At 64.1% G+C, this 26290-nt stretch carries 20 protein-coding genes; 15 read left to right on the forward strand and 5 right to left on the reverse strand.

All coding sequences use genetic code 11. The features are described 5' to 3' along the window. Positions 1-214: 214 nt before the first annotated feature. The 8 genes from QD228_RS01650 (at position 215) to QD228_RS01685 (ending at position 10007) form a co-directional block, all read left to right on the forward strand. Entirely contained in the window at positions 215-571 is a 357-nt protein-coding gene (locus QD228_RS01650; protein WP_176502807.1) for an STAS domain-containing protein, read from the forward strand. A 65-nt stretch (positions 572-636) separates the two neighbouring features. Then, entirely contained in the window at positions 637-1743 is a 1107-nt protein-coding gene (locus QD228_RS01655) for a polysaccharide biosynthesis/export family protein (RefSeq protein ID WP_279874231.1), read from the forward strand. Positions 1744-1801: 58 nt separating this feature from the next. Next, positions 1802-3256, forward strand: a complete 1455-nt coding sequence (locus QD228_RS01660; protein ID WP_176502809.1) for a hypothetical protein — start codon at positions 1802-1804, stop codon at positions 3254-3256. A gap of 7 nt (positions 3257-3263) precedes the next feature. Then, the gene (locus tag QD228_RS01665) at positions 3264-4637 is read left to right on the forward strand and encodes an O-antigen ligase family protein (protein ID WP_205700463.1); all 1374 of its coding nucleotides are present in this window, start codon (positions 3264-3266) and stop codon (positions 4635-4637) included. 139 nt (positions 4638-4776) lie between these two features. Beyond that, positions 4777-6159 (forward strand): oligosaccharide flippase family protein, encoded by a 1383-nt coding sequence (locus tag QD228_RS01670; RefSeq protein ID WP_279874234.1) that lies wholly within the window; start codon positions 4777-4779, stop codon positions 6157-6159. Then, entirely contained in the window at positions 6156-7238 is a 1083-nt protein-coding gene (locus QD228_RS01675; protein WP_279874236.1) for a glycosyltransferase family 2 protein, read from the forward strand. The genes QD228_RS01670 and QD228_RS01675 overlap by 4 nt, the downstream gene beginning before the upstream one ends. Continuing rightward, positions 7235-8692 (forward strand): WecB/TagA/CpsF family glycosyltransferase, encoded by a 1458-nt coding sequence (locus QD228_RS01680; RefSeq protein WP_279874238.1) that lies wholly within the window; start codon positions 7235-7237, stop codon positions 8690-8692. Before QD228_RS01675 ends, QD228_RS01680 begins: the two co-directional genes overlap by 4 nt. Before the next feature lie 70 nt (positions 8693-8762). Further along, complete coding sequence (locus QD228_RS01685) at positions 8763-10007, forward strand: hypothetical protein (RefSeq protein ID WP_279874240.1); 1245 nt, start codon at positions 8763-8765, stop codon at positions 10005-10007. Between the two features lie 207 nt (positions 10008-10214). On the opposite strand, the gene QD228_RS01690 is transcribed toward QD228_RS01685, so the two are convergent. Then, the gene (locus QD228_RS01690; protein WP_077371759.1) at positions 10215-12041 is read right to left on the reverse strand and encodes an SEC-C domain-containing protein; all 1827 of its coding nucleotides are present in this window, start codon (positions 12039-12041) and stop codon (positions 10215-10217) included. A gap of 107 nt (positions 12042-12148) precedes the next feature. Beyond that, the gene (locus QD228_RS01695; protein WP_240499581.1) at positions 12149-13108 is read right to left on the reverse strand and encodes a homocysteine S-methyltransferase family protein; all 960 of its coding nucleotides are present in this window, start codon (positions 13106-13108) and stop codon (positions 12149-12151) included. A gap of 254 nt (positions 13109-13362) precedes the next feature. Between QD228_RS01695 and QD228_RS01700 the strand changes: the two genes are divergently transcribed. The 3 genes from QD228_RS01700 to QD228_RS01710 all read left to right on the forward strand — a co-directional run bounded on the left by QD228_RS01700 (position 13363) and on the right by QD228_RS01710 (position 18595). Beyond that, on the forward strand, positions 13363-15270 hold the full coding sequence (locus QD228_RS01700; protein ID WP_077371752.1) for a hypothetical protein: 1908 nt from the start codon (positions 13363-13365) through the stop codon (positions 15268-15270). 70 nt (positions 15271-15340) lie between these two features. Then, a complete protein-coding gene (locus QD228_RS01705) occupies positions 15341-17455 on the forward strand; it encodes a DNA topoisomerase III (protein WP_279874242.1) in 2115 nt (704 codons plus the stop codon). A 45-nt stretch (positions 17456-17500) separates the two neighbouring features. After that, entirely contained in the window at positions 17501-18595 is a 1095-nt protein-coding gene (locus QD228_RS01710) for a 2-dehydropantoate 2-reductase (RefSeq protein WP_279874244.1), read from the forward strand. A gap of 220 nt (positions 18596-18815) precedes the next feature. On the opposite strand, the gene QD228_RS01715 is transcribed toward QD228_RS01710, so the two are convergent. The 3 genes from QD228_RS01715 to zwf all read right to left on the reverse strand — a co-directional run bounded on the left by QD228_RS01715 (position 18816) and on the right by zwf (position 21751). Next, positions 18816-19478 carry a bifunctional 4-hydroxy-2-oxoglutarate aldolase/2-dehydro-3-deoxy-phosphogluconate aldolase gene (locus QD228_RS01715; protein ID WP_077371743.1) on the reverse strand — a complete coding sequence of 221 codons (663 nt, stop codon included), beginning with the start codon at positions 19476-19478 and terminating at the stop codon, positions 18816-18818. A gap of 82 nt (positions 19479-19560) precedes the next feature. Then, positions 19561-20259, reverse strand: coding sequence for a 6-phosphogluconolactonase (gene pgl, locus QD228_RS01720; RefSeq protein ID WP_279874245.1), 699 nt, complete (start codon positions 20257-20259; stop codon positions 19561-19563). 1 nt (position 20260) lies between these two features. Next, complete coding sequence (zwf, locus tag QD228_RS01725; RefSeq protein WP_077371740.1) at positions 20261-21751, reverse strand: glucose-6-phosphate dehydrogenase; 1491 nt, start codon at positions 21749-21751, stop codon at positions 20261-20263. Positions 21752-22123: 372 nt separating this feature from the next. On the opposite strand from zwf, the gene QD228_RS01730 reads away from it, so the two are divergent. The 4 genes from QD228_RS01730 (at position 22124) to QD228_RS01745 (ending at position 26260) form a co-directional block, all read left to right on the forward strand. After that, positions 22124-22981 carry a MurR/RpiR family transcriptional regulator gene (locus QD228_RS01730; protein WP_077371737.1) on the forward strand — a complete coding sequence of 286 codons (858 nt, stop codon included), beginning with the start codon at positions 22124-22126 and terminating at the stop codon, positions 22979-22981. A gap of 119 nt (positions 22982-23100) precedes the next feature. Then, positions 23101-23982, forward strand: coding sequence for a putative selenate ABC transporter substrate-binding protein (locus tag QD228_RS01735; protein ID WP_136938484.1), 882 nt, complete (start codon positions 23101-23103; stop codon positions 23980-23982). 3 nt (positions 23983-23985) lie between these two features. Then, entirely contained in the window at positions 23986-24711 is a 726-nt protein-coding gene (locus QD228_RS01740; protein ID WP_077371734.1) for an ATP-binding cassette domain-containing protein, read from the forward strand. Beyond that, positions 24701-26260, forward strand: a complete 1560-nt coding sequence (locus tag QD228_RS01745) for an ABC transporter permease (RefSeq protein ID WP_279874246.1) — start codon at positions 24701-24703, stop codon at positions 26258-26260. Before QD228_RS01740 ends, QD228_RS01745 begins: the two co-directional genes overlap by 11 nt. Positions 26261-26290 lie beyond the last annotated feature (30 nt).

Below are 26290 nucleotides of genomic sequence, written 5' to 3' on the forward strand. Positions count from 1 at the left end.
GCAGGGAAGGATGAAAGAAAGGAAGATAGGAAGGGTGAAGAAAGGAGAAGAAACCAGACATCTCATCAGTCAGGACTGAGACAATTCCCGTCATGTCGTTGACACCGCGACGACAGGCAAACGATGCTTGTGCGGCATAGTGCATAAAGATAACAAGTCGCACCGCAGGCCCGACATGGCGCCAGCCGGTGACGGCAGGCACAGGGAATTCGCCATGCCCATCACCACCAGAATTGACCAAGGCACCATGATCACGCCGCCGGCTCAGCTGACAGGCGAGGTCGCGCGCTATTTCCGCGAGGAGATGCTCGCGATGATCCCTGACCACACCGGCAAGCTGGCAGTGGATCTGAGTCATGTGACAGCCATCGATGCCGACGGACTTTCCGTGCTGGTCAGCCTGCATGATGCTTTGTCACCGCAGGCTCTGATCGTGGTGGAACCCTCTCCCATCATGCAGACCGAGCTGGAACGCGTGCGCCTGTTCGAACTCTTCGACATCTACTATCAGCGCGACCCGCTATTGGTGCCAGATGCCCACGCGCCAGGGTCTTCTCGCGAGGTAGCCTGATGACGTCTTCCCTGGCACGCCTCACCTCATGGACCCAAGTCTCACGCCGCCTTTCAGGGATTGCCATGCTCGCCGGTCTGATCAGCGGCTGCACGCCGCTGATGCTGGACGACACTCCGGCCAAAGAGCACTGGCAACAGGTGACCTACTGGCCCCTGGAGCTGCCCACGCCGCAGGCCGATGATCGCTTTTCCCATCGGCCTGCAAGCGATGACCAGCGCCTGGCCGCCGGCGATCGAGTGAACGTCAGGGTCGCCGGCAGCGAGCTGTTCGATGGCAGCTACGAGGTGGATCACGATGGGCGTCTGCGCCTGCCCTGGCTCTCGCCGGTCGATGCCTCCAACCAGACCATCGATGCCCTGGCACGTGAGATCACCGAGCGTCTGATACAGGAAGAGCTGATCCGCCCGGGGCTGGCCCATGTCAGCGTTCGTCTCGAGGAATGGGCGCCGTTGGCGGTCGCCGTCTCCGGGGCAGTGTTCTTCCCGGGCGAAGCCGTCGTCAATGCCCGCGAACCGGAAGAGCGCATGGTGCGTCGCGACTTTGCCGGAGGCGATGCCAGCCAGCAACGGCGGCTGTCAGCGGCCTTGACCACGGCTGGCGGCGTGCGGCCGGACGCGGATTTGAGCCACGTCGAACTGATTCGCGACAACCAGACACAGATTCTCGACATGCGCGGCCTGATCGATGGCGAATATGCCGCCAACCCCTGGCTGCGTGAAGGGGATCGCATCCATGTGCCCTCCAGCGGTGCCTTCCAGGCAGCGCTGATGCGCCCGTCCCCCATCACCGCGCCGGGCATCGTCATCTATGCCTCCAACCTGACCACACCGGCCAACAACAACAATGTCAGCAATTACACGGTGCTGCGCTCCCAGGTGCCTTACGGCGTGCGCATGTTGCAGGGGGTGATCAACGCCAACTGTGTCGGTGGTATCCAGGCGACGTCCGGTTCGCGACGCGCCGTGCTGGTCAGCACCAATCCGATGACGCATCAACCGGTCGTGGTGGATCGCGGCATCGACGACCTGCTGGCCAATCCAGCGGACGTGGGCGTCAACCCGTATCTGATGCCGGAAGATGTCGTCGGCTGCTATGACTCAGGTGTCACCAACATCCGGGATATCGCCAGAACGCTGACGGACCTGCTGACGCCGGCCACTCTGCTGTAACGCTTCGCCTGTGCGTTGCCGGAAGGCAACTGATCACTACCACGCGACAAGGATGTGCATGACAGAGTCCCGCTCACCCGACACGCCGCAAGACACGGCGAAGCCCTCACTGGGGCGTCGAATGCTTGGCGTATTGCTGGGCTGGGCAGCTCGTGGCTCCAGCATGCGCCCGCGCACCCGCCGCGCGGCCTATCTGTTGTTGACCACCGCCATCCTGAGTGTCATCTGGGGGCTGACCATCGCCTTCATCGCCGTGGCACCCGTCACCTATACCACCAGCTGGACGATGATCCTGCCGGGTACCGGCTCGGGGCTTTCGGTGAACTTCGAGAGCATCGGCCAGGCCAGCACCAGCGCCAACTCGTCCTATTCCAGTTCCTCGCTGGACCCCAAGGTCAACTACCGCGCCATCGCCGAGAGCCCTGCCGTGCTGGAGCGTGCCGCCAGGACGGTCGACATGCATCCCGACGATTACGCCAAGCCCAAGATCAAGCTGACCGACCAGACCGCCCTGATCGCCTTCCAGACGAGCGCACCGAGCGCCAAGGCCGCGCTTGAACGCGCCAATGCGCACATCGATGCCTTCAATGAGGTGATCGAACAGCTGCGCAACGATGAACAGGCGCGACGCGAAGCCGTCATCCGTCGCTCGCTCGAGACCTACGATCGCACGCTCAAGGACACCCAGCGCAAGCTGCTGGACTTCCAGTCCACGTCAGGCCTGGTCTCCATGGAGCAATTCAAGGAGCTGACACTGAGTGTCGAGGAGTTCAAGGACACCCTCGAGATGCGGGATGGCGAGCTGTCGGCGCTGAACGCCCGCCTCACCACCCTGTCCAGCCGACTGGGGCTCGATGCCAGTCAGGCGGGGGGCGTGATCGCACTGCAGCGTGATGCTCGCTACCAGGCGCTGCTGACGCAGGCAGCGGAGCAGGCAGCCAGTCTCGATGAAGCGCGCGGCAAATGGGGCGAGCGCAACCCGGAAGTCATCAATCTGGCCGCGGGGCTCGCTTCACTGGAACGCTCGCTGGCCTCACGCATGCGGGAGTTGCTGCCCCGCCAGACCTCACGCAACCAGAATGCACTGCGGGCCGCCGCCGGCCATGCCAACCAGGACAGCCTGGTCGGTGAGCTGATCACCCTGGACACCCAGCGGCGCGGCGTGATCAGCGAGCTCGAGACCGGACGCGCCAATCTGGCAGCTCGCCAGCAACGACTGGACAACAGTGTCGCCAAGGCGGCCCAGCTGCAGGACCTGCTGCGCGAGCAACAGGTCGCCACGGCGGTCTACACCACGGCACTGGCCAAGATCGACATCGGCCAGATCGACCCCTTCGCCAGCTACCCGATGCTGCAGATCCTCGACCCGCCGCCACTGCCCGAGAAGGCTGACTCGCTGGGCATCAAGCTGGCCATCGTCGGTGCGCTGGCCGCGAGCGTCTTCAGCATCATCGGCCTGATCCTCCTGTGGATCAGAAAACCCTACCTGCTGCGCTTGCAGCAAAGCGTGTGAGCCGCCGATGTTTTCCCTGAAGGCCGGGCCAGAGGCGGATGTCCGCCCCGAGACCCCGGAAGAGCGCATCATCTGGTTCTCGATCACCGCGACCTACCTGTTCTACCTGATCGGTGGACTCTACGTACTGGCCCCGGTGCTGGCCTGGTCTCTGGTGATGCGCGCCGCCTGGCTGCACCTCAAGGGCCGTCAACGCTTTCCGCGCCTCCCCTGGCCACTGTGGGTATGGATCATCGGCATGCTGGTGATGGAATTCTCGCTGCTGGCCGGCCATCTGATCGAGAATCTGGGCACCGGCAAGCTGATCAAGTCCTCCATCGGCTGGGCCAAGGGCTGGGCGCTGCTGGCGGTCTTCCCGATCATCGGCTGCCTGGCGATCCGCCCGGCGGTGATCATCCGCGCGGCCATGCACGTCTGCCTGCATACCATGCTGTTGCTGCCGGTGTTCGTCGGCGCCTGGCTGGCAGGGCTGCCCCAGGTGCCCTTCGTCTCGCCACTGCAGGCCATCGGGGGGCCGGGACCGGAATTCTTCGCCGTTTCCCTCTACGAGATCGACCCCGGCAGCGGCATGCCACGCTGGCGACTCTTCACCCCCTGGGCACCGGCGGTGGGCTTTGTCGCCAGCATCTATTTCGCCTGCGCCCTGCTGGAAAAGCACCCGATATGGAAGGCGATCGGCATCGGTGGCAGCGTTCTGATGATCCTGATGTCCGGCTCGCGCATGGCGCTGGTGTCGCTGGTGTTGATCAGCGCCGGGATGTTCCTGCTCAAGCGCCTGCACAAGCCGTGGCTGTGGTTCAGCTTCTCCGGCGCGAGTCTGATCGGCGGCTTTCTCGGCGCGCCGATTCTGGAAGCCATCGACAATTTCATCGCCGCCTTCAAGGGCTCACGGGCGGACTCGACCCGCGTGCGCGCCGCGCTCGGGCGCATCGCGGTGGATCGCTGGCGCAACGAGGCACCGTGGTTCGGTCACGGCATCGTCGAGCGCGGCCCGCACCTGGTGGAGTACATGCCGATCGGCTCGCACCACAGCTGGTATGGACTGCTGTTCGTCAAGGGCATCTTCGGTCTGTTCGCGCTGTTGATTCCGATGCTGGTCAGCCTGTTGCATCTGCTGCGCTTCGTGGTCGGCCGGCCTGTCGTGCAGCTGGGACTGATCATGGTCGGGCTGCTGTTCGTCTACTCCTTCGGCGAGAACCTGGAGATCCTGGCCTATCTGATCTGGCCGGGGCTGATCCTGATCGGCAAGGCACACCAGCTGGCGAGCCTGCCCGCCAGTGAGGGGCATATCCACAACAGGGGGCCGGTGGATGTGGAGGCATCTCATCCCGAGCCCGATGCCCACCCCGCCAGCGCAGGCAACGGTGATGCAGCGAAATGACCCGATAGTGGAACAGGACTGCGTCAGATCACGCCAATTCATCAGTCCATTGCGCTAGAGTGGGGACACAAGTCATCAATCCGCATGACTGACAAGATCAGATGCCTGCACAGGGCACGACAAGGCAGGGAGCCAGGCGATGGGAGTGATCACGCGACTCAGGACACGCCTGTCAGGTGGCGGAGAAGGCGGCAATGGCCGACTGATCCGCAACCTGGCATGGATGGGCATGTCGCAAGGGGTTCACCGCATCGCCCGGCTGGGTGCCACCCTGGTGGCCGCACGCATGATCGCGCCGGAATCCTTCGGTATCGCCGCCATCGTGCTCACCGCACACGAGATCATGCACGCCATCTCCAATGCCGCCGTGGTGCCTGCCCTGGTGCAGGCCGGTCGCGACGGGTATGAGCGTCTGTGTCGCGATGCCTACTGGTTCAATTGGGTGGTGTGCCTTGGCCTTATGGTGCTGCAGATGTTACTGGCCCCGCTGCTGGCCTACCTCTATGACGCTCCCGATCTGACCTTGCCATTGATGGCGCTGGCCCTGATCTTCCCGATGTTGCCCCCCGCCGCCATCAATGCGGCGCGCATCCTGCGCAGCAACCGCCTGCACGTCACGGCGCGCATCGAGATGGGCCAGAGCATCGGCGAGGCACTCGGCGTGATGCTGCTGGCCGCCATGGGAGCCGGGTTCTGGGCGCTGATCCTGCCCAAGCTGATCGTGACGCCCATCTGGACATTGAGCTACCGCTGGTGCGAGTCATGGCGCATCGATGAGCGCCCCTCCACGCTGTGGTCGCGTCCGCTGATGCGCTTCGCGCGCCCGATGATGGGCGTCGAAGTGGTCTCGGTGCTACGTCAGCAGATGGATTACCTGCTGGTCGGCGCCCTGTTCGCCATGGACGTGCTCGGGGTCTACTTCTTCGCCTTCAATGCCGGACTCGGTATCAGCCTTGGCCTCCTGCGCGCCTACTCCACCGCCATCTTCCCGCAGCTGTGTGGCGACATGACCTCGCGTGAGCGACTGGCGCGCATGCACCACGGCATGCGCCTGTTCGCGCTGGTCGCGGTGCCCGCCATCATCGCCCAGAGCCTGCTGGCGCCCTGGTACGTGCCGATCCTGTTCGGGGAGGCCTGGGTCGAGCGTGGTGCCCTGCCGATCCTGATCCTGATCTGCCTCTCGGCCCTGCCGCGCATTCTGCTCGACAGCTGCGGCCAGCTGCTGCGCGCCCAGGGCATGCCCGGGGCAGACCTCAAGCTGCAGATCTTCATGACGCTGATGCTCGGCGCCGGCATGTTCGCTGGCGTGCCCTTCGGCATCAACGGCGTCGCGGCCGGCATTCTGGTCGGCATCAGCCTGGCCGCCCTGCCCGGCTATCTGTGGACACGCCGACTGATCCTCGCTCAGGACGGCTTGATGACACATACATCGACCCAGCCACCAGACTCGCCAGACACACCTCACGCAGCATCCACCGCATCGCTTCCCCCAGACAGGGACGTCCAGGAGGCCAGACCATGACCCCGACCTTTTCGGTCATCATGCCGATCTACAACGTCGAACGTTTCGTCGCGGCCGCCATCGACAGCGTGCTGGCGCAGGAGGATGGCGATCTTGAACTGCTCATCATCGATGACTGCTCCCCCGATGGCAGCCGGGCGATCTGCGAGGCCTATGACGACCCACGCATCACTCTGATCCCTCATCCGGTCAATCGCGGGCTGGCCGGGGCCCGCAATACCGGCGTGCGCGCCGCACAGGGCCGTTATCTGGCCTTCCTCGACTCCGATGACATCTGGGAGCCCGCGAAACTTGCGCGCCACCGCGAGCACCTCGAGGCACGCCCCGGGGTAGGCCTGTCCTTCTCGCGCTCGGCCTTCATCGATGCCGACGGCGCACCGCTGGACTACTACCAGATGCCAAGCCTGACCGACATCACGCCGGGGCTGCTGTTCTGTCGCAACCCGGTGGGCAATGGCTCGGCGCCAGTCATCCGCCGCGAGATTCTCGAGGCCATCGCCTTCGACTGCGAGGTCAAGGGAGGTGGCGTGCTGCCCTGCTACTTCGATGAAAGCCTGCGTCAGAGCGAAGACATCGAGTGCTGGACACGCATCGCCCTCAAGACCGGCACCACGGTGGAAGGCATTCCCGAGCCGCTGACCCGCTACCGCCTCAATGAAGGCGGGCTTTCCGCACAGCTGGAGCGCCAGTACCAGAGCTGGCTGGCGATCGTCGAGCTGACACGCGCCTATGCGCCCGACTTCATCGAACAATGGTATCCCCGCGCCCAGGCCTACCAGCTGCGCTATCTGGCACGCCAGGCGATTCGACTGCGTGACGGCAAGGCCGCCTGGGATTATGTCCGCCGCGCCATCAAGGCCTGGCCAGGCATCTGGAAGGCCGAATTCGGCCGCACTGCGGCCACGGCAGGCGCCGCACTGATGCTGCGCGTGATGCCCGAGCGCCTTTATCTGCGCTGTGAAGGGCTCGCCCAAGGCATCATCGGCAAGGCCCAGAAGAAGAAGATCGACAATGATCCACGCCCACGGTCCGTCACGCCAGAACGCCAGCAGGACGCTCACGAAGCGGAGTCGCCATGATGAGTCAATCCATCGATCAGACGCTTTTCACCACTGAGCACGTCAGGACACTGCCACACGTCAAGGTGCTGGGCGTGCCCTTCGTCAACACCAGTCTCGAGACCTGTCTGCGCCTGCTCAATAGCTGGATCTGCGACCCGCAGCCGCGCACGGTCAATTTCGTCAATGCGCACTGCCTGAACGTGGCACAGCATGATCGGTATTACCTGCAGGTACTGCATGACAGCGACCTGCTGCTGCCGGATGGCAGTGGCGTGAAGCTGGCCTGCCGCATGCTCGACCAGGAGCTGGAAGCCAACCTCAATGGCACCGACCTGCTGCCGCATCTGTGCGACATGCTGGTCGCGGATGGCAAGCGGCTGTTTTTGCTCGGGGCCGCGCCAGGCGTCGCCGAGCGGATGGCGGAGAAACTCAAGGAGCGCTGGCCAGATCTGGAGATCAGTGGCGTGCACCATGGTTTCATCGGGCCGGAAATCATCGAGGACGTTCTGGCACAGATCAATCAGGGCACTGACCTGCTGCTGGTGGCGATGGGCGTGCCCGCTCAGGAAAAATGGATCGCTGCACACCGAGAACGCCTCGAGGTACCGGTGGTGATGGGCGTCGGTGGCCTGTTCGACTTCTATTCGCAACGCATTCCGCGTGCGCCAGGTGTCGTGCGCAAGCTTGGCATGGAGTGGGCCTGGCGTCTGCTGATGGAGCCACGCCGCATGTTCAAGCGCTATGTGCTTGGCAATCCGAGCTTCCTGCTGAGCGTGCGCAAGTATGGCGAGGAGGCCATCCCCGGCCGAGGCCTGTGGATGAAGTCACGCTCCAACTGGCGGCATTTTCGATGGCGAGTGAGCAACTGGCTGACCCCACGCGCACGCCGCACGATGGACATCGTCGGCGCCAGCGGTGTGCTGCTGGTGCTGTCACCGTTGCTGCTGGGCACTCTGCTGGCCATTCGCCTGGAATCCCCCGGGGCCATCCTGTTCGGACAAGAGCGCATCGGACGGCATGGCAAGCCTTTCAAGCTGTGGAAGTTCCGCTCGATGTATATCGACGCGGAAGAGCGCCTGCGTGAACTGCAGGCCGCCAACGAGAGTGAGGGCGGTGTGCTGTTCAAGATGAAGCAGGACCCGCGGATCACGCGGGTGGGACGCGTGATCCGCAAGCTGTCCATCGATGAACTGCCGCAACTGTGGAACGTGCTGCGCGGCGAGATGGCGCTGGTGGGGCCGCGCCCCGCGCTCGCCCGCGAGGTGGCGTTGTATGAGGCTCGCGCCCGCATGCGCCTGGACGCCACCCCGGGGCTGACCGGCCTGTGGCAGGTGTCCGGACGCTCCGATCTGTCCTTCGAGCAACAGATTCATCTGGATCTCTTCTACCTGCACCGTCAGGGCATCAAGGAGGACATCAAGCTGCTGTTGCGCACGATTCCTGCCGTCCTGACCAGTCGCGGAGCCTATTGATGCGTGATACCCACCTCGCCACGCGCCCTGCAGCGCGTCACTCTCACGACGCATGCCAAGGAGGTCTGCGATGCATGTGATCCTGTTGGCAGACCGCCTCGGTCAGGAGATCGCGCCGATTGACCGCCGTTATTCTCCGGCCCTGCTGCCGATCGCCGGCCGCAGCGTGCTGGAACGCAATCTCGATCTGCTGGTCGGGCGCGGCGTGACGCATATCAGTCTGATCATCGCCCGTGACCCCGAATGGTTCCGGGCACGACTCGCCGATGGCTCACGCTGGGGGATCGAGCTCGACATCCTGCCGATGCCCGGGGAGCGCGACCCGCGTGAGCAGCTCAAGCGCCTCGGGGCCATGGCGGCCCTGCCCGCCCCGGTATTGCGCGCCGATGTACTGCTGATGCCGGAGTGGTTCATGCCCGACAGTCTGGACATCAGTGAGCTGGCCATGACGCTTGAGGCACCGCTTTGCCTGCCATCCTCTCTCAAGGACCCGGCCCTTGGCCGACTGCATTGGCGTGATGTGCGCGACAACTCCCGGCTGGGGCCAGCCCTGCTGGGCTCGCTGTCGCATTACCACGCTCTGGTGATGCAGGCTCTGGCGACCGACGACACACGCCTGTCACCCCATGGGGAGCGCGGTGTGCTGCCCGGCGAGCAGGACCTGCACCACGTCTATTATGCCGCCGGCGCGACGCGCCTGGATGAATCGCGCCTCAGCGGAGGCTTTGCCGGCATCACCACCCATGTGGAGCCCGGCGTGCTGCTGCAGGGACGCTGCTGTGTCGAGCAGGGCAGCTATGTGGAAGAAGGCGCCATGCTCGAGGACTGCGTCATCCTGCCCTTCACCCGTGTGCATGGTGGTCAACAGATGACCGCCGGCATCCTGTTTGAAGGGGAGGCACTCGATGAGCGCGCCCCCCACTGGTTCAAGGACCGACGCCAGGCGGGAGCAGCCTCTCAGCGTGGCGTGGCCTATCGCAACCCGGCACGTCCTCAATGGCAGGAACGTCTCCTGGCCGGCTTGATCAGCGTGGCGGTCCGGCCTCTGGGAGCGCGCCACAAGGCGCTCGTGCATCGTCTTCGCCAGGTACAGAACGGTCACATGCGCTTGCTGGGCATACTGCCGGAGCATGCCCCGCCCCCACTGGACCGAGTCGGCGTCAGCAGCGCCGGGGCTCTCCAGCCTCCTGACTGGCGTGCCACACCGGACGCCTTCGCCGCGACGCTGGAGGCCATTCAGGTCGGGCAGACCCCGGGCCTGCGCGCAGCCTTGCGGGAAGCCTGGCGGCTGCGCCAGCAAGGCAAGCAGCAGTGATCGCCCCCCTACACGCATCCCCCTGAGCCCGCCTCACGATACGAGGCGAGGTACAAAAAACCCCCGCAGTGCCTAAGCACTGCGGGGGTTTTTCCTTCGGGCCTCGTCATACGGGACCTTGGCATACGGGACCTTGGCACACGAGGCCTTGTCATGTGAGCGCTTGCGATCACTCGCCAGGCAGCATGAGCGCCCCTTGACACCGGCTCAGCGGTGCTTGGCCAACCAGGCAAGTGCGCCTTCGCTGCGCTTCCACTGATCGCGCATCAGGGTGCGATACTGCCAGGCCTCGCCTCGCGTGCCGGGCTCCGGAGCTTCCACCGCCAGACTCACCGGTCGCGGGTGCTCCGCCACCAGCAGGCTGATCAGATGGGAGTTGGCCTCGCGCACGATCACCAGTGCCTCTTCGGCATCCGCCTGACGTCCCAGACGATAGAGTGCCAGCACATGCCCCATCAGAATGCCCAGCAACGGCATTTCATCCTCGAGGGCACGGCGTGAGATATCGTGCTCCGCCAGGGTGACGGCCTCATCATCGCGGCCTTCGCGCAGCAGCTGATCCAGCACCAGCTCGCGCAGACCGAGACTGTCTTCCTCGTCCAGCTTGAGCAGGCGCTCCGCCAGCTGACGTGAGCGCTCGCGCTCACCGCGCTCCATGCCGATCACCAGTCCCAGGCCACAACGCAGCAACTGGGCGTTGTCACCATCCTCCCAGCGCAGCAGGCCGCCGGCCTGTTCGATCTGGTCGAGCCAGCGCTCGAAACGACGCGCCAACGGCACGAAGAAGGTGTCCGACATCCACGGCAGACTGCCGAAACGACTGGCCAGCGCCAGGATCAATCCCTGACAGACCGCAGGAACATCCAGCCATTCGGGACTGGCACACAGCTGTTGCAGCCACTCGTTGGGGTCCTGGGTTTCCCACGGGTCGACATCCAGCGCCAGCGCTGCCTCTTCCTCGATCCGCGCCGGGAATACCGCTTCCCAGAGCCCCAGTGTCACCGCCTGCTCGGCATTCTGACGAAACAGCAGACTGCCGTCGTCCTGAGTCTCCAGCGCCAGACGCGACGGGTGCTCGATCACCTCGAACAACGCCTGCAGCGAGGCCAGTGAATCCGATAGTGACTCGTCGGAATTGACCATCTGCTCGGCGAGCGTCGCACGCGGGTTCTCGGCCAGATCAGCCAGGAACTCCAGCTGCCCCGGTTCGATATCCTTCTGCTTGGAAAGACGCCGCCACCAGAAGCGCGCACGTTCCTGCGCCTCTTCCGGCTGCCCTTCATGCAGCAGCAGCATGGCTTCGATATAGGCCAGCGTCGGCGAGTCCGGCAGGGTCTGCTGCGCGCGGACGAAGGCGGCTCGCGCCGAGCCGAGGTCATCACTGTCCAGATGCAGCAGGCACTGATGCTCCAGTGCCACACCGCGCAGGAAGGCGGGACCACGCTCCAGCACCTCATCCAGCAACAGGGCCTTCTTGCGGGTGAAGCCGCGCTCCTGATAGAGATCCAGCAGCAGCTCGAAGCCAGGCTCGGCCTGCTCCGGAAGGCGCGACCAGTCACTGGTGTCAAACAACGCTTCCATGATCTGCTGGGCACGCCCGCGGCTACCGGCCTCGGCACTGATCAGTCCCGCCTCCAGCAGCGCCTGAGCCGGCGCGAGCCGCGAAGCCAATGCGGCCTTGAGCTGCTCGCCCTTGAACTCGCGCAGCGACAGCATCCACATCAGGTGCTCCGGTATCGGCGGCAACTGGACCTTGTCACAGCACTGCTTGTACTTGCGGCCGGAATCGCACCAGCAGGGCTCGTTGCGACCGGGCGGTGCCAGCGGCTCGCAGGCGAAATCGAGGCGTACCAGCGGCGTCTGGCTCCACAGCACCGGTGCCAGTGCTACCGCCAGCGCCTCATCACCACCGCTGTAATTCACCCCCTCCGAATGCGCCCACTGCATGAAGGCAGGAAAGGATTCATCAGAGCGGATGGCATCAAGTGCCCCACTGGCGTAACTCAAGAGCCGTTCGACCCACTCGGCAAGCATGGCATCTCCCTAGAAAAAACGTTTCACGGCCCCGCGGACATGGCGCCCGACGGGGCCTGCGAAGCAGGAGGCGGAGTCTATCACGATGATGCCTCACGCCTCATCGTTCACTCCCCCAGTCGGGAGACACAGCGATGACCGGCCGCCTTGAGCTGCTCGGACAGGCACGCGATGTGCGCCGGGCCGACCTCGCAGCAGCCGCCGACGATACGCAGTCCCCGCTGCACCCAGCCCAGCGCATGGGCCGCATACTGCTCGGGCCCGAGATCCTCGCGCGCCTTGAGGTCCTTGACGGTACCGCCGGGCTTGAGCGCCGCGATCGACGTGAAGCCGTTGGCATAGGCGCCCGCCGGCAGCGAACTGCCAAGCAGCGTGTCAAGGCTACCCTGTATGGCCTCCGGCGCACTGCAGTTGATCAGAATGGCATCCACGCCGAGCGCTTCCAGCATGGCGACGGTGTCCGCCAGCGGCTCACCGCTGCGCAGGGTGGCATTCAGATCGTCCTTCACGGTCAACGAGACCCACACCGGCAGGCCACTTTCCAGCGCTGCAGTGGCGGCGGCCTGTGCCTCGTCATGCGAGGACAACGCTTCGCAGAGCAGCACATCGACCAAGGGCGCCTGCAGCGCCACCAGGGTGCGATAACTGGCCAGCGATTCTTCCTGATCCGGTGCGACATCGGGCCGATAGGTCGCGACCAGCGGCGGCAGACAACCGGCCACGCGGATATCCGTCTCGCCACTCAGGGCGATGGCATCCCGCGCCGCCTTGCCAGCGGCCGCATGCACGGCGCCGATGGTCTCGCCGACTCCCGCCAGCGTCAGGCGTTGGGGCGTGGCCGTATAGGTATTGAGCGTGATGACCCGGGAGCCGGCACGAATGAAATCCAGATGCAGATCACGCACCAGCTCGGGCTGATCCAGCATGACCTGGGAGGACCACAGCGGTGTCGGCTCACGACCGCTGCGACGCACCAGCTCCTGCCCCATGCCGCCGTCCAGCAGCACGACATCCCCGGCGCGCGCCCCTTCCCCTGCTGGCGCCCCCGTTACTGCGACTTGTTCCACACGACCTCCTGAGCGATTCGATGTCTCTGCAGCATCTGAACTGATGAACTGGCGGCCTACGCCTGGCTGTCAGCCGCGGCGAAATTCTAGCATGGTCAGGCGCGTGACGGCGTGCCGCTCACTGGAGCGAAATGGGTCGCCAGTGCTACTGTTAGCAGCGCCTTTCGCCAGCGATCCCTTGCGCTGCCCCTGCCTGCCCCGCAAGCCCATGCCGCGTCTCGCGGACGTGCCCCATTGATTGAAGGAAGTCTGTCTTGTTGCTGCCGAGTCTCTTTCGTCCCCGCGCCAACCCAGCCAATGATGCACCCCAGGTGCGTCTTGAGCGTGAAGGCCGGGACGAGATTCGCCGCATCACCCAGGCCGTCGAGCGCGTGCCATGGTCAGTGAGCCTGATGCAGATCCTGTGGACGGCCGGCCCGGTGACGCTGATCGGTGCCTGGGGGGGCTATCTGCTCGGGTATGGCAAGGAACCCACCTTCGAGAACTACATCTTCTTCATCTCCTACACCGTCATCACCGGTGTCGCGGGGATCGTGGCCAACATCGCCCACAACCTGACCAGTTCTCGCCGCTATGACCGCACCGAGGCCAAGATCGAGCGCGTCATCGATACCGTGCCTGAGCTGATCCTCGCCACGCGCAACCTGATCGTCGAGAGCCTGGAAGGCGATGCCCGTCGCCGCGAAGCCGCTGCCATGCTGCTGCGCAAGCAGGATCTCGCACCGGAAGGCGTGGAGCTGGCGGCGCTGGAGCTGCTGGATGATCGTGATGCCGCCCGCATCATCAGTCAGATCGACGTCTATCGTCGCATCGGTCTGCACGCCCGTATCCGCGACATGAACACCCTGAACCGCGAATGGCTCGAGCCCCAGTTCAATGAGCTGGCGGAGCTGGCGCCCGAGGCCATCGGCCTGCTGCGCGAGCGCTTCGAGGGCCGAGCGCCGGATCTGCACAAGGGCGTGCCTCGTGACGAGAACTTCATCGAGCGTGTGCTGGCCGCCATCGAGCAGGACAACGACCTGCTGATGACGATGCAGGACGTGGAGGAGATGCTGATCCTGGCCTTCGAGTTGATCAGCGGACGCAAGATCCCGCTGCTGACCTTCGAATATCGTGGACGCTGGAAGCTGGCTCGCACGCTGGACAATCTCGAGCACGCCCGCTCCCGCTACCGCATCCGCCAGGCGACGGGGCTGTCACGTCTCAAGGCCCTGACGGTCTATCTGGCGGAGCAGTCCGGCACTCTGGTGGAAGATGCCGCCTCCGGGCTCAGGGCCGAGGTACTGCTGGAGCGCTCCACCCAGGCCATGGACGCGCTCGCCGAGCAGGTGACGCACCTGGCGATCGCCGTCAACGAGGGTGACCGTGAACATCGCAGCGCCCTGCGGACGCGCGCCGACATCCTCACCAACGCCATTCGCCTCTACAAGACGGTCACCAGTGCCTATGAGCAGGTCGGTCGCAGCCACGCCGTCTTCCTCAAGATGTCCAAGCGCTGGGAGAATATCTCCTCGCAGATGTCCGACGATGCCACGCGCCTGCGTGTCGGGCCGGGGCGGCGCGGTCTGCGCATCCAGGAAAAGACCATTGCGCTGGATGACGAGGCCAAGGCGGAGGTCTGCAAGCACCTCGCGGATCACCTCAGCAAGAGCCACATCAAGCGGGTCGACAGCGAGATCGCCTCTCAGGCCCGCGAGACGATCCTGCGCGTCGGCGTCGACAAGGCAAAGGCCATGGCGATCGAGATCGCTCTGGCGCTCGAACCGCACATCCACCTCTCACGCCCGGCCGTCCAGCGCGCCATCAATGGCTCGAATGCCGCCTACTTCGGCCAGCTGGAGCCCAACCAGTCCGCCGCCGCCAAGGCGGCACTCGGCAGTGCCATGGTGCGCGAGATCGACGACGACCTGTCACGTACCGCCGAATCGCTGGCCATCGCGCTGGTGCGTCACTATCGCGTTGAACTGGAACCGCTGGCGATCGACTTCCTGCGCGACACCTTCGGGGCGCGGGAGGCGACGCTCAACATGCTCAGCAACTACCAGCCGGCGGATCACCACCCGATCAGCTATCTCTCCAACCGCCCGCCGCTGATCCAGACCGCCAACCGCGACTGGTATCGTGCGCTCGTTCAGGCACGCCGTGCCCTCGACGACGATTGATCCCCGCGCCGTGCCAGCGGCATACTGTATGGATCACCATGCAACGTGCCACTGACCGCCAGGATGACCGATGCGCCTGATCATCGCCGAAAAGCCCAGCCTCGCCCGCGCCATCGCCGAGGCCCTGCCCGGGCGCAGCAGCAAGCGCGACGGCTATATCGATGCCGGAGACACTCGCGTCACCTGGTGTATCGGCCACCTGCTCGAACAGGCGCCGCCGGACGACTATGACGAGCGCTTCAAGCGCTGGTCACTGGATCACCTGCCGATCATTCCAGCACAGTGGAAACTCAAGCCACGCAGTCAGGCACGCGGCCAGCTCAAGACCATTCGAGAACAGCTCAAGCTGGCTGACGAGGTGATACATGCCGGCGACCCGGATCGCGAAGGCCAGTTGCTGGTGCAGGAAGTGCTCGAGCACATGCGCTGGCGTGGGCCGGTCAAACGCCTGTTGATCAGCGACATGAACCGCCCCGCCGTCACGCGTGCCCTCGACAAGCTGGATGACAATCAACGCTGGCAACCCCTGTACGAAGCCGCGCTGGCTCGCCAGCGCGCCGACTGGCTGTATGGCATGAATCTGACACGCGCCTGGACATTGACGGGCCGTCAGGCCGGCCATGATGGCGTGTTGTCGGTGGGGCGCGTGCAGACACCGCTGCTGGGGCTGGTGGTGCGTCGCGACGAGGAGATCGAGGCCTTCGAGCCGCGTGCCTTCTTCCCGTTGTGGATCGAGGCCGGCGTGGCGACCGGCAGCTTCAAGGCCTGGTGGCATGCCCCCAGCTCCCCGTGGCTGCAACGGCTCGCGACCAAGGGCACTCAACTGCCACTGGATGACAAGGGCCGCCTGCTGGACAGCCGCCCCGCCGAGCGCCTCGCCCGCCACCTGGCGACACTGAAGACCCCGGGCGATGGTCACGTCGAGAGCGTCGAGGCCAGCGACAAGTCCCAGCCCGCGCCGCTGCCCTACTCGCTCTCGGCGCTTCAGGTCGATGCCGCTCGCCGCTATCGCCTGCCGGCCCAGAAGGTGCTCGACACCTGCCAGGCCCTCTACGAGCGACATCAGCTGATCACCTACCCGCGCTCCGATTGCCGCTACCTGCCCCGCGAGCATCATGCCGGCATGGCCAATCTGATGATCAGTGCCTGCAGTGGCGATGATGAGCTTGAGCGTTTCAGTGGCGGCGCGGATTTCAGCCTGCGCTCACGCGCCTTCAATGACGCCAAGGTCAGCGCCCACCATGCCCTGGCACCGACAGGGCGCGAGCCGGACTACGCACGCCTGTCGCGTGACGAAGCTAACCTCTACCGCATGATCACCCGCAACGTGCTGGCCCAGTTCTATCCGGCCTACCGCTATCGTGAGGTCAAGGTCGAGCTGCGTTTCGCCAAGGAGCCCTTCCGCGCCAGTGGCCGCAGCGTCATCGACGAAGGCTGGAAGGTGCTGTTCCAGCGCGCGGCACAGGCATCCGACGACAAGGCCCCGGCAGACGACAAGGCCCCGCCTCCTCTGCCCGCCTTGCAGGAAGGCGAGCCGGCCTGCGTACTCGACTGCGGTATCGAGGAGAAGGAGACCCGCCCGCCGGAGCCCTTCAATGATGCCAGTCTCATACAGGCGATGATGAACATCGCCCGCTACGTGGAAGATGACGCGGTACGCCGGACGTTACGTGATGTGGATGGCCTGGGCACCGAGGCGACACGTGCGGGCATGCTGGAGACACTGATCAATCGCGGCTACCTGGTGCGCGATGGCCAGGCCATGCGCTCCACGCGTATCGGTCGCGCCCTGATCCATGCGCTGCCGGACGCCGTCTCCCGCCCCGAACGTACCGCCCTGTGGGAGCAGCGCCTGAGCATGATTCACGAGCAGGGCGATCCGGCAGCGCCTTTTCTGAGCGAGCTGGTCGATGACCTGCGTGCCCTGCTGGCTGACAGCTCGGCCAGCCGCCTGAGCGCTGCACTGGCCAGTGTGGGTGGCGCGACACCGCGCAAGAATTCCGGGGCACGCAAGGGCAATGGTGCGCGGCGCAAGAGCGGAATCTCTCGACGCAGCAAGACCGGCACGAGCAAGACCAGTACGAGCAAGACCGGCACAAGCAAGGAAGCCGGCTCCGGTAGCACCCGACGCTCTAGCGGCACTCGCAAGCCGGCCGGCTCCCGCCGCAAATCCCCCAGCCAATGAGCCACTTCGCCTCTGTGCCCGCTCACCCATGATGAGAAATCACGCATGACGACTTCCACGCCGGCTGACGACAATCACACACTCTCGACGGCTTTCGATTCACTTTCCCAGCGTCCTGCCGCTGCAGGCGATTGGCTGTGGATCGTCGGCCCCGGGGCCATCGGTCGATTGCTGGCGGTCACGCTCGCTCACGCCCGCCTGCACGAAATGGCAACGCAGGGAAGGAGCACATTGCCAAACCTTCTGTTGGTGGGTCGCCGAGCATCCGTCAGCGAGATGGTGACGATCGATATGACCTCACCAGAAGGCCAAGCTGTTAGCGCAGAGATAACTTATGCCTCGATTGACCAGCTGAAAATCTCTCCATATCCGCCACCTGCCGCGATCTGGCTGACCACCAAGTCACATGCCATCGAGTCCGCCTGGGCACACGTCGCGCCGCTGATAGACTCACGGACACCGGTTACCTGTTGGCAAAACGGGCTGAGCGCACAACCCTGGTTGGCAGAGCAGCACCCTCAACTGCTGTGCGCCAGTACTACCGAGGGTGCCTGGATTCCGGAATCGACCGCGCTTGCCACGCACACTCTCCCAGAACGCCTGGCCGTGCAACACGCCGGCCATGGCCAGACCTGGCTGGGCACCTGGTCATCGCAGGCCGACCCGACATCCTCCTCCTCTGCCATGGCGGCCGCAGAAAGGCAGGTTGCCTGGCTGCAGGCGGCTGGCCGTGAGTGTGACCTCAGTGCCGACATCGGCACTCGCCTATGGCACAAGCTGGCGGTCAATGCCGCCATCAATCCACTCGTGGCACGCTTTCGGATTCGCAATGGACAGCTGCGTGATCGTCCCTTTTCCCTGATGGTGCGCCAGGCCGTCGACGAGATCACTCGTGTGCTGGAAGCCGAGGGTATCGCCCCGCCAACGAATGGCTGGCAGGCCCTGGTCGACCAGGTCATCCGTGCCACGGCGAACAACCGTGCCTCGATGCTTCAGGATGTGCTGGCAGGTCGCACCACGGAAGTGGAGGCCATCCTTGGCCCGTTGCGACACGCTGCCCTCCGTCACGGGCTGTCACTGACCGATGACCTGCCTTTGCTCGAGCAACTCCACACTCACCTGAGCAGTCAACAGCCCTGAGCGCTTAGCGCTGGATCCCCGCCCCCTCCTTAGCCATAGCCTCAGACCTGTGACTGCTGGCCCGCCTCGACGTCATTCTCTGGCATTCGGCCAAAAAAAGACCCGCCTCGCGAGAGACGGGTCACAAGCAACAGCCAAGCTGTCGAGAGAGAGCAGCAATGTTCGGTCTTGCGCGTCAGGCCACCGATTGCCGTATGGCAACCCGCTGACCTGACGAAAATCAGTGGTGGAAACGCTCGGACGCTTCGCGCGCCAGCTCACGAATGCCATCCCAGTCGCCTGCATCGATCAATTTCTGCGGCGCCACCCAGCTGCCGCCGACACACATCACGTTCTTGAGTGCCAGATAGTCACCGGCATTGTTGAGCGTGATGCCGCCGGTCGGGCAGAAGCGTGCTTCGCTGATCGGGCCACCGAAGGACTTGATGGCATTCACGCCACCCGCGGCCTCGGCCGGGAAGAACTTGAAGCGGCGGTAGCCGTACTGCCAGCCGGTCATCAATTCGGACACGGTCGCGACGCCCGGCAGCATCGGCACGCTGCTGGTCACGCCATACTGATAGAGCGCTTCGGTGGTACCCGGCGTGACCACGAAATCGACGCCCAGCTCTTCCACCTTGCGATACTGTTCCGGCGTGAGCACGGTGCCGGCACCGATGCTGGCATTGGGCAGCGCTTCACGCATGCGGCGAATCGCCTCGAGAGCGCAGTCAGTCCGCAGGGTGACCTCGAGAACGGTCAAGCCGCCTTCATAGAGCGCCTTGCCCAGCGGCACGGCGTCCTCGATGCGCTCGACGGCGATCACCGGCAGCACGGAAGCCTTCTGGCAGATGCTGTCGATCTCGGTCGTGCGCGTCGAGGGAAGTTGTTTTTCGAAGCTCATGGCGTTCTCCTTGCGCCGCAGCGCTGATGTTGTCTAGTACGCCACGGCGCTGATGTGGTTGATAGCGCCGTGGCCGATAGGATCAGGGGGCCCAGTACAGCGCCAGGGGCGCGGACAGGAAGGCGCGGATCGGCAACTCGCTGACGGCTTCGACATCGCCCAGCGCACGTGACAGCACGGCCTGCTTGTCGGTGCCCGTCAGATGCAGCACGGTACGGCGCGTCTGGCGCAAGCGCTCGAGGCTCAGGGTGATGCGCGCCTGCGGGACGCTGGGGGCACGCATCGGCACACAGCAATCACGGCTGGTCAGCGCTTCCTGCAGGCGATCCCCATCCGGGAACAGCGAAGCCGTGTGACCATCGCCCCCCATGCCGAGAATCACCGCGGAGGCCGGCCAGGAGAGTGCCGCGATGCGAGCACTCACTTCCTGGCAACCCGCCTCTGGCTCTGCTTCGGCGTTGGTCAGAGGATGGAAGGTCGCGGCAGCGGCTGCGCCCTTCAACAGATGCTCACGCACGAAGCGGGCATTGCTGTCGTCGGCGTCTTCACTCACCCAACGCTCATCCGCGAGGGTGATGTCCACGCGCGACCAGTCCAGCGGCTTGTCACGCAATGCGGCGAACAACGGCTTGGGCGTCGAGCCCCCGGAGACCACCAGCAGTGCGCGAGCCTCAGGCGCCGCCAGGTCAGCGGTCAGTGCTGCCGCGAGATACTCGGCCAGAGACTCGGCAGTTTGCTGGCGCGGGTCCTGGGTGGTGCTCTGTGTCATGTCGACAGCCATCTCAATACTCCTCATACCAGCTGCGACCATCACGCGTGATCATCGCGATGGAGGAGACCGGCCCCCAGGAGCCCGCCGGGTAACGACGCGGCGTGGCAGCGCGCGACTCCCAGCCATCGATGAGGGTATCGACCCAGCGCCAGGCGTGTTCGATCTCGTCACGACGCACGAACAGATACTGCTGACCCTTGATGACCTCGAGCAGCAGACGTTCGTAAGCTTCCGGAATCCGGCGCTTGGGGAAGGCGCTGTTGAAGTCGAGATCCAGCGGACCCGGACGCAGGCGCATGCCCTTGTCGAGACCGGAGTCCTTGGTCAGCACCTGCAGAGAGATGCCTTCGGAGGGCTGGAGACGAATGATCAGCTTGTTGGCCGCCAGCGAGCGCTGGTCCGGATCGAAGATGTAGTGCGGCTGCTGACGGAAGTGGATCACGATCTGTGACAGCTTCTCGGGCATGCGCTTGCCGGTACGCAGGTAGAACGGCACGCCTGCCCAGCGCCAGTTGGACACTTCGGTCTTGAAAGCCACGAAGGTCTCGGTGGAGGACTCGGTATTGGCGCCCTCTTCTTCCAGATACCCCGGCACGTGCTGACCATCGACGGCACCCGCGATGTACTGACCACGTACCAGATCAGTGTTCAGACGCTCACCGGTGATCGGGCGCAAGGCCTTGAGCACCTTGACCTTTTCATCGCGAATGGCATCGGCGTCCAGATTGGACGGCGGGTCCATCGCGATCAGGCACAGCAGCTGCAGCAGGTGATTCTGCACCATGTCACGCAGCTGACCCGCCTGATCGAAGTAGCCCCAGCGTCCCTCGATACCGACCTTCTCGGCCACGGTGATCTCGACGTGAGAGATGTGGTTCTGGTTCCACTGATTGCCGAACATCGGGTTGGCGAAACGCAGTGCGATCAGGTTCTGAACGGTTTCCTTGCCCAGATAGTGATCGATGCGATAGATCTGCGACTCGTGGAATACCGCGCCGATGGCATCGTTGATGACACCGGAGCTTTCCAGGTCGGAGCCGATCGGCTTCTCGACCACGACACGCGAGTTCTCATCCAGACAACCGGCGGCCTGCAGGTTGTTGCTGATGTCACCATAGATGCGTGACGGCACGGAGAGGTAGATCATCAGCGGGCGCGGCGAAGGCTTGCCCTTGGCGTCAACCCGCCAGTCGGCGATGGCCGAGTAACCTTCCACCGTGCTGAAATCCAGCGCGGCGTAGCTGATACGGGCGAGGAAGCGCTCGATGGCAGCCTTCTCGAAATGCTCCGGCTTGACGCGCTCCTTGAGCGAGGCCTGCACGGTTTCCTTGAAGGATTCGAGGCTGACGTCCTGACGCGCCAGGCCGATCAGGCGAGTTGCCTTGTCGAGCAGACCATCGCGATCAAGGTGATAGAGGGCTGGATACAGCTTGCGCTTGGCGAGGTCGCCCAAGGCGCCGAACAGGGCAATATCCACGCCCGGAATGGTGTCGGAACTCATGCAGCCGATTTCTCCCGTCGAAACTGCCCTGCATGCCTGGCTGGCCGATACGGTGGTGCCCTCCCTGAATCTCCGATAGCGCGACGCGAGGGGCGCAGCACGCAGGATTTCAAGAGGCATGTGGGACACCGGGACGGCTGTGGCGATACATGGCTGGTTATATTAACAACAAATGTAGCGATAACGTCGCGCTCTCTCAAGACAAATCGCCCAACAAGTAGGTAAACTTACCTAAAAGTGGTAGCCGGCGGACGTTTCACTGAGCTTGGAGCATCGTCCGAGGCAAAGGGATGCTTGGCCTGCCAGACGAGTGAGGCTAGGATGCCCAGATTACGTAGTTATTTCACTACACAATGGCAAGGTAATCGGCGAATGGCAGTACACGACCTCATCAACCGCATCCGCGAACGTCTCGACGACCTCAATCGTTCAGAGCGCAAGGTCGCTGACGTCATTCTGACAGATCCGTCGGCCGCCACGGGAATGAGCATCGCGGCACTCGCTCAGGCCTCGCTGGTCAGCGAGCCGACCGTCAACCGTTTCTGTCGCAATTTCGACGCCAAGGGCTTCCCGGACTTCAAGATCAAGCTGGCCCAGAGTCTGGCCGGTGGCACGCCCTATGTCTCGCGCAGCGTCGAGCAGAATGATGACGCCGAATCCTATGGCGACAAGATACTTGGCGCCACGGTTGCCGCTCTCGATGATGCGCGCCGCGCCCTTGATGCCAAGCGCATCGAACGTGCGGTGGATTATCTGAGCCAGGCCAAGCAGATCTGCTTCTTCGGTCTGGGGGCTTCCGGGCCGGTGGCGGCAGATGCCCAGCACAAGTTCTTCCGTTTCAATCTGCCCGTGATGGCCTATGAAGACGTGCTGATGCAGCGCATGGTCGCGGCCGCCTGCCATACCGGTGACGTGATCGTGATCATCTCCTATACCGGCCGCACGCGGGAACTGGTCGATATCGCCAGGCTGGCGCGCGGCAACGGTGCCGCCGTGCTCGGCATCACCGCGCCGGACTCTCCGCTGGCGCGCGAGTGTACCGAGGTGCTGGAAGTCATGGCACCGGAGGACACCGACATCTACATGCCGATGACTTCGCGCATGATCCATCTGGCTCTGATCGATGTGCTGGCGACCGGCGTGACGCTCAGGCGTGGCGTGGACTTCCAGCATCACCTCAAGAAGATCAAGGATAGCCTCAAGGACACCCGTTTTCCGCCGGAATCCTGACGGTTCAAGCAGCGGTGGACTTGCACCGATGCCGCCAAGGCACAACAATACGCGCCATGAACCTGCATGCGGCCGCTGGCTGCATGATCTCCCATGTCGTGAATGCCGAGGAAGCCCCCATGCGCTGGTTGGCCACTGCTGCTCTGACCCTGTTCTCTGCCCTGCCTTTCAGCATCAGTCTGGCGCAAGCCGAGACCTTCAAGTTCACTGCCATTCCCGATGAAGATGAGTCGCGTCTGGTGGAGCGCTTTGACAAGGTCGCCGACTACCTGGAAGAGAAGCTCGGGGTGGATGTCGAGTACGTGCCGGTCAAGTCCTACAGCGCCGCGGTCAGTGCCTTCCGCAATGATCAGATCCAGATGGCATGGTTCGGCGGCCTCACCGGTGTCCAGGCCCGCCAGCTGGTGCCGGGCTCCCAGGCGATCGCCCAGGGTGTGGAAGATGCCGCCTTCCGCAGCTATTTCATCGCACGACGTGATCTCAAGCTGGCCGGCGATGCACAGACGCCGCTGGAGACGCTGCCCGAATCCGTGGAAGGCCACTCCTTCACCTTCGGTGCCAAGACCTCCACTTCCGGGCGCCTGATGCCGGAATACTATCTGCGCGAACAGTTCGATGACGCCCCCGAGAAGGTCTTCTCGCGCGTCGGCTTCTCCGGTGATCACTCACGCACCATCGCGCTGGTTGCCGCCGGCACCTACGACGTGGGCGCCGTGAACTACGCCGTGTGGGAAGCCGCCGTCAAGGATGGCAAGGTCGATCCCGCCAAGGTCCAGGTACTGTGGGAAACTCCGGCCTACCCCGACTATCAGTGGACAGTGCGCGGCGATGCCGACAGCCACTACGGTGCGGACTTCACGCAGCACCTCACTCAGGCGCTGCTGGACATGAAGGATCCGGACCTGCTGGAAAGCTTCCCGCGCTCCGGCTTCATCCCGGCCAGCAATGATGACTACGACCCGATCAAGACGGTTGGCGAGCAACTCGGTCTGCTGCGCTGAGTCATGACCCAGGCAACACCCTCTCCCCTGCTGCACCTGTCACGACACCACCTCGGCCATGGCGCCGAGGTGGTGTTGCGCGATCTGGACGTTCAACTCGAGCATGGCGAGCGCGTCGCTCTGCTTGGCGCCAGCGGTGCGGGCAAGTCCACGCTGCTGGAAGCCTTGCGCAGCGCCCTGCACGAGCAGGGTACGCCTGCAGCCTGGTGCCCTCAGCGTCAAGGACTGGTGCCTCAGCTCTCCGTGTATCACAACATCTTCATGGGCAGGCTGGATCAGCAATCGTCGCTGACCAACCTGCTCAATCTGCTGCGCCCCAGGCCCGCTCATTGGCAGGCAGTCGCCGCCGTATGTGAACCTCTGGGCATCGCCGGCCTGATGGAGCGCTCGGTCGAGGCGTTATCCGGTGGACAGCGTCAGCGGGTGGCCATCGCCAGGGCACTTTATCAGGGACATGATCTGTTTCTCGGGGACGAGCCCGTGGCGAGCGTGGACCCGCATCAGGCCAGTCAATTGATCCACTGGATTCACTCTCGCCATGCCACCAGCGTGGTAGCGCTTCACCAGAAGGAGTTGGCACTCACTCACTTCACTCGTGTCATCGGTCTGGGCAAGGATGAGAACGGCAACGGCAAGGTACTGCTCGACGCCAATACCGACGACCTGAAGCCGCAGGACCTCGACTGCCTCTACCCTGCCGCCAGCAGTGAGCCACTTGATGTCGACTGAACCCGGCCTCGCGCTCTCCAGACTGCGCAAGCCGCCACGCTGGTGGCAGGCGCGCAGTGAAGGCTCACACCTGCTGCGGCTCGGTATCGGCCTGCTGGCTGCCATGCTGATACTGGCACCCTTCGGTGATCTCTCCATTACCTCACGGGAGCCATGGCAGGAACTTGGCCGCATGCTGAATGGCCTGGTGATGCCGGCCCCCAGTGCACTGGAATCACCAGTGCATGCCTTGATCCTGACGGTGGCGTTCGCCTTATGGGGGACGCTGCTGGGGGCGCTGCTGGGACTGCCCCTTGCGCTGCTCTACTCCCGCTCACGAGCATTGCGCGCTGTCTGCGCCGGCCTGCGGGCCGTGCATGAGCTGTTCTGGGCACTGCTGCTGCTGCAGGTATTCGGCCTGTCCGCCATCACGGCGCTGGCCGCGATCACCATCCCCTACGCGGCAACCTTCGCCAAGGTCTACGCCGAGATACTGGAACAGGTCCCCCAGGCACCGCGCCGCGCTCTGCCTGCCACCACATCACGCCTGATGTGCTTCGTGTATGCAGAACTCCCACTGGCATGGTCGCGAATGGCGAGCTATACCCGCTACCGTTTCGAGTGCGCGCTACGCGCCAGCGTCCTGCTGGGCTTCGTCGGCTTGCCGACGTTGGGCTTCTATCTGGAAAGTGCTTTCCGCGAAGGGCGCTACCATGAAGCCGGCGCTCTGCTGTGGATCTTCTACCTGCTGATCGCCACGCTGCCATGGTGGGGACATCGTCGCCTGCTGCCCTTTCTGGGAGTCGCCAGTCTCTGGTGGCTGGGGCCGTGGCCGGACGTGAATTCGACACTGCTGTGGCGCTTCCTCAGCCACGACATATGGCCAGCGCCGCTGGTCAATGCCAGCGTCGAATCACTGATCTCCGGCCAGCTACTTGCTGATCTGCTGGATTGGGCGAGCCATCTGCCCCACCTGCTGTCCGCGCTGGGCAACACCCTGCTGCTCGGCCTGCTGGGCACCGCAGGCAGCCTGCTGATCGCCATGTTGCTGTGGCCATTGGCCAGCCGACATGTGGGCAATCGTGTCTCCCGACAGGCCACTCAAGGGCTGATGATCTTCCTGCGCACCACCCCTGAGCTGATGCTGGCCTTCATTCTGCTGCTGCTGCTGGGCCCCTCGCTCCTGCCTGCCTGGCTGGCACTGTCCCTGCACAATGGCGCCATCATCGCCTTTCTGTGTGCACGGCATGCCAACCAGATCCAGCTGCCGCCCGGCAAGCCCCGCGGACGACTGGAAAGCTGGCTGTATGAGATCAACCCGAGAGTCGCGCCCGGCATGTTCGCACTACTCTTCTATCGCGCCGAGACCATCATTCGCGAGACGGCGATTCTCGGCATGCTCGGCGTGGCAACGCTGGGCTTCCATATCGATTCGAGCTTCGAGTATCTGATGTTCGACCAGGCCTTTGCATTGCTGCTGCTGACCGCAATACTCAATATCGTCGTGGACAGCGTCGCGCGCCGTCTGCGTCCGACGCATGAAATCGCCGAAGACAGCTGCGTTCGCTGACCTCACTCCTTGCTGACCTGCATTCGATTC

The organism is Cobetia sp. 3AK (genome assembly GCF_029846335.1).
Lineage (GTDB): Bacteria > Pseudomonadota > Gammaproteobacteria > Pseudomonadales > Halomonadaceae > Cobetia > Cobetia marina.